We start from the raw sequence: 4,656 nt of genomic DNA on the forward strand, positions 1-4,656 counted from the left end.
GCCTGGCCACTACGCCGCCTGCAACGGGGCGGGGGAGGTTGGTGACGGGGGCGTGCAGGGGCAGCCTGCGGGTGCCGGTCGAAGACCCGGCCGGCGTTCATCCTCGTCTGGCGGCCCTGCCGTCGGATACCCGAACAAGCACAAGTACCGGAGTATTGCGATGAGCCACATCCTGCGTGCCGCCGTATTGGCGGCGATCCTGCTGCCGTTGCCGCTGCAGTCAATGGCCGACCAGGCCGGCAAGAGCCCCAACGCCGTGCGCTACCACGGCGGCGACGAAATCATCCTCCAGGGCTTTCATTGGAACGTCGTCCGCGAAGCGCCCAACGACTGGTACAACACCCTCCGTCAGCAGGCCTCGACCATCGCCGCCGACGGCTTCTCGGCAATCTGGATGCCGGTGCCCTGGCGTGACTTCTCCAGCTGGAGCGACGGTAGCAAGTCCGGCGGCGGTGAGGGCTATTTCTGGCACGACTTCAACAAGAACGGCCGCTACGGCAGCGACACCCAGCTGCGCCAGGCCGCCGGCGCGCTGGGCGGTGCCGGGGTGAAGGTGCTCTACGACGTGGTGCCCAATCACATGAACCGCGGCTACCCGGACAAGGAAATCAACCTGCCGGCCGGCCAGGGCTTCTGGCGCAACGACTGCGCCGACCCGGGCAACTACCCCAATGACTGCGACGACGGTGATCGTTTCATCGGCGGCGATGCGGACCTCAATACCGGCCATCCGCAGGTCTATGGCATGTTCCGCGACGAATTCGCCAACCTGCGCAGCGGGTACGGTGCCGGCGGTTTCCGTTTCGACTTCGTCCGCGGCTACGCGCCGGAGCGGGTCGACAGCTGGATGACCGACAGCGCCGACAACAGCTTCTGCGTCGGCGAACTGTGGAAAGGCCCCTCCGAATACCCGAACTGGGACTGGCGCAACACCGCCAGCTGGCAGCAGATCATCAAGGACTGGTCCGACCGGGCCAAGTGCCCGGTGTTCGACTTCGCCCTCAAGGAGCGCATGCAGAACGGCTCGGTCGCCGACTGGAAGCATGGCCTCAATGGCAACCCCGACCCGCGCTGGCGCGAGGTGGCGGTGACCTTCGTCGACAACCACGACACCGGCTATTCGCCCGGGCAGAACGGCGGCCAGCACCACTGGGCGCTGCAGGAGGGGCTGATCCGCCAGGCCTACGCCTACATCCTCACCAGCCCGGGCACGCCGGTGGTGTACTGGTCGCACATGTACGACTGGGGCTACGGCGACTTCATTCGCCAGCTGATCCAGGTGCGGCGCACCGCCGGCGTGCGCGCCGATTCGGCGATCAGCTTCCACAGCGGCTACAGCGGCCTGGTCGCCACCGTCAGCGGCAGCCAGCAGACCCTGGTGGTGGCGCTCAACTCCGATCTGGGCAATCCCGGCCAGGTCGCCAGCGGCAGCTTCAGCGAGGCGGTCAACGCCAGCAACGGCCAGGTGCGGGTCTGGCGCAGCGGCACGGGTGATGGCGGCGGGGATGACGGTGGCGAGGGTGGCCTGGTCAGTGTGAATTTCCGCTGCGACAACGGCGTGACGCAGATGGGCGACAGCGTCTACGCGGTGGGCAACGTCAGCCAGCTCGGCAACTGGAGCCCGGCCTCCGCCGTGCGCCTGACCGATACCAGTGCCTACCCGACCTGGAAGGGCAGCATCTCCCTGCCTGCCGGCCAGGATGTGGAATGGAAATGCCTGATCCGCAATGAGGCCAACGCAACGCTGGTGCGGCAATGGCAGGGCGGGGCGAACAACAGGCTGACGCCCAGTGAGGGCGCCACCACGGTTGGCCGGCTCTAGCCGGACGCGGTATCTGCGGCCCGCCTCGCCATCGTGAGGCGGGCTCTTTTCGCCGCTGGCACCGTCGTGATGGTCTGAAGCCCAGCGTTTCAGCGCTTCGGTCAGGCACCGCCCCCCTCGGCTAGTGCACTTTCCACCGCTGCCGCAGCAGCGCAGCTCACTACCCTTCGGCGCTCTGCATATCGCCCAACTGCCAGCCAACGGCCTGTACTTCCGCCAGGCGCAGGTCGTTCAGCAACGCTTCGCGGTCCGGCTGTCGTTCGTTGGCCAACGCGCCGCTGGCGAGCAGATCGGCATGCTGGGTAGTGGCTTTATCCCGGAGCCAGGCCAGGCGCTGCAGGGTCAGTGGCGTGCAGCTTTGCCCGCTGAGGTCGTCCTTCACGTCCAGCCAGTGCGAGCGCCAAGCTTCCTGCAGGTACAGCCCGCCCAGATCGCCAGCCAGCGCGTTGCGCCAGCGACGCATCAGGCCGCTCAGCCAGTCCAATACCGTTTCGCTTGCGCCGCGGCCAGTCAGCTCTCGATGCAACCGCTGGTAGGCATCCAGCGCGATGCGTTTCTCCAGCTCGAAATCGGCCAGTGCCCATGCCTCGCTTTGCTGCTCCATACGCAGCAGGCAGGCAAACAGCTGCCGTGTCTCGAAGCGTTCGGCCGGATGAAAGCCAGGCGAGGCCAGGCCATCGCTGTTGTACTGACGCAGCGGGTCGAAGGGGTAGAGGTAGCCGAAATCGAACAGGCGGATGCGGCCATCGTCCAGGGTATTGCCCGGCGCCAGATCCCACTCGAACAGGCCAGCCAGCACCAGGACGATCAGCAGGTCGAACAGCTCGACTAGCTGGCGCTCGTTCCAGCGCTCGATGCGCTCGCCCTCGACCCAAGGCGACAACACGATGCCCTGGTGCAGCGAGGCGTACTGCGTCGGCACGATGCCGGCTAGGCGTTCGGCCTGCTCCGGCGTGCGCATCAGCCGGGTCAGGTCGCGGCGGCGTTGCAGTTCGTTGAGAAAGCTCGTCTGGCCATCCGGGTTCTGCACGCGACAGGGCCGTCGGGCGACCTTCAGCGCCCAGTCGCGCCCGGCCAGCTCCACGCGGTAGACGCGAGCGGTCAGGCCGTCATCGAGGCATGCGTGCACCCAGGGCTCGTTGCCACGCACCGCCGCCAGTTGTTCCGGTGGCAGCGGGCAATCCTCCGCGCGGCCCAGGCGAAACTCGGTGCCGCTGGCGAGAAAGGCCAGCTGGGCCTGGCGCCGTGCCGCGGCGGTCAACGAGGCGGCGCTCATCGTGCCTGCACCACGATGACCTTGTCCTTGCCCAGCTCGCGGGCGAAGGCATAGGGCTGGCCGGGCGAAAGCAGTTTGTGTTCACCCGCGCCGATGGCTGGATGGCGCGCACGGAACTGGCCAATCCGCTGCCAGTGCTCGATCAATCCAGCGATCTCGGGCCGCTCGTGCTCGGCCCAGTTCATCGAGCTGCGCGTGCCCTGATACGGGTCCGAACCGCTGGCACCGAAGGCGCGCGCGCTTTCGTCGCCGTAATAGATCTGCACCGCGCCGGGCGCCAGCAGCAGGGCGGCGGCGAGGCCGCGCTGGCGGGTCAGGTCGCCCTTGGCCAGCTGATTGAACAGCGCCGTGTCGTGGGATGAGGCGTAGCTCAGCAGGTTATGGCTGGGCGTCTCGGCCAGGCGCCGGGCATAGTCGGCGTAGCTGGGTTCGGCGGCCGCGAGGCAATCGCTGGCGGCCACGGCCTGTTCCTGGAAGTCGAAGTTGATCAGCGCATCGAAGCTCTGGTTCAGATAGTCGCTGGCTTCGGGGCCGTGGCCGAACACTTCGCCGACCATCCAGAACAGCTCGCTGGCCATGGGATCGTCCGGGTTGGTACGAGCCCAATCGGCGCGGGCGCGCTCCGCGGCGGCGCGCAGTTCGGCCCAGGTGGCGGGTTCGACATGCTTGACGGTGTCGACACGAAAGCCGTCGACGCCGAACTCGCGGACCCAGCCGGTCAGCCATTCGATCAGGTAGTCGCGCACCCGGTAGCCTTCGCGCGGCTCGGCACGGGTCTGCGCCTTGTGCGCGAGAAACTCCGGCAGCGCGACGACCGCCTCGGACTCGGTGCGAAAATCCGGCAGAAAGGCCAGCGAGCCCTTGAGCGGATCGACCGTGCTGCTGGGTGGCGTGTCGTAATCGGCGATGCCCGCACGGACCCAGTCACGGCCCCACCAGGCGGCCCAGCTCGGGTGCTCGTAGTCCACCAGATTGTGGTAGGCGTGCAGATTCTCGTGGGCTTCCGGCTGCCAGGTTGTCCACTGCTCGGGCAGGTACTCGGCCATGCCGTCGCGCAGGGCGCCGAAGCCGAGCTGCTGCATGTCCTGCAGGGTCGAGTAGCCGGGATGGTTGAGCACCACATCGAACAGCACGCGGATGCCGCGGGCATGGGCCGCGCTGATGAGCGCGCGCAGGTCGTCTTCGCTGCCCATGTTGGCGTCGAGCTGGGTGAAGTCCAGTGCGTAGTAGCCGTGGTAACCGTAGTGGCGGAAGTCGCCGCGATCGCCGCCGCCGACCCAGCCGTGGATCTGCTCGTAGGGTGCGCTGATCCACAGCGCGTCGACGCCGAGGCTGGCGATATGGTCGAGGCGTTCGGTCAGCCCCTTGAGGTCCCCGCCGTGGAAGGTGCCGATCTCCTCGGCGCCATCCGGTGCGCGGCCATAGCTGCGGTCGTTGTCCGGGTCACCGTTGGCGAAGCGGTCGGTGAGCACGAAGTAGACGATCGCGTTGCGCCAGTCGCGTGCGACCGGCTGCTCGGTCGCTTCGGCGCGTTCGAGCAGCAGCAGGCCAGCGCTGC

At 67.6% G+C, this 4,656-nt stretch carries 3 protein-coding genes; 1 reads left to right on the forward strand and 2 read right to left on the reverse strand.

Annotated elements, in window-relative coordinates:
- The first annotated feature begins 160 nt into the window (after nucleotides 1–160).
- The gene (gene mta, locus LO50_RS19185; RefSeq protein ID WP_044316025.1) at nucleotides 161–1,822 is read left to right on the forward strand and encodes a glucan 1,4-alpha-maltotetraohydrolase; all 1,662 of its coding nucleotides are present in this window, start codon (nucleotides 161–163) and stop codon (nucleotides 1,820–1,822) included.
- A gap of 160 nt (nucleotides 1,823–1,982) precedes the next feature.
- Here the strand turns inward: mta and LO50_RS19190 are convergent, their stop codons facing one another.
- Nucleotides 1,983–3,098: a protein kinase family protein gene (locus tag LO50_RS19190; RefSeq protein ID WP_044316026.1), complete on the reverse strand. Its 1,116-nt coding sequence runs from the start codon at nucleotides 3,096–3,098 to the stop codon at nucleotides 1,983–1,985.
- On the reverse strand, nucleotides 3,095–4,656 hold a 1,562-nt coding region (locus tag LO50_RS19195), incomplete at its 5' end, for an alpha-amylase (RefSeq protein ID WP_044316027.1). The genes LO50_RS19195 and LO50_RS19190, both read right to left, overlap by 4 nt.

It is taken from the genome of Stutzerimonas stutzeri (assembly GCF_000935215.1).
In the GTDB taxonomy this organism is placed as follows: Bacteria; Pseudomonadota; Gammaproteobacteria; order Pseudomonadales; family Pseudomonadaceae; genus Stutzerimonas.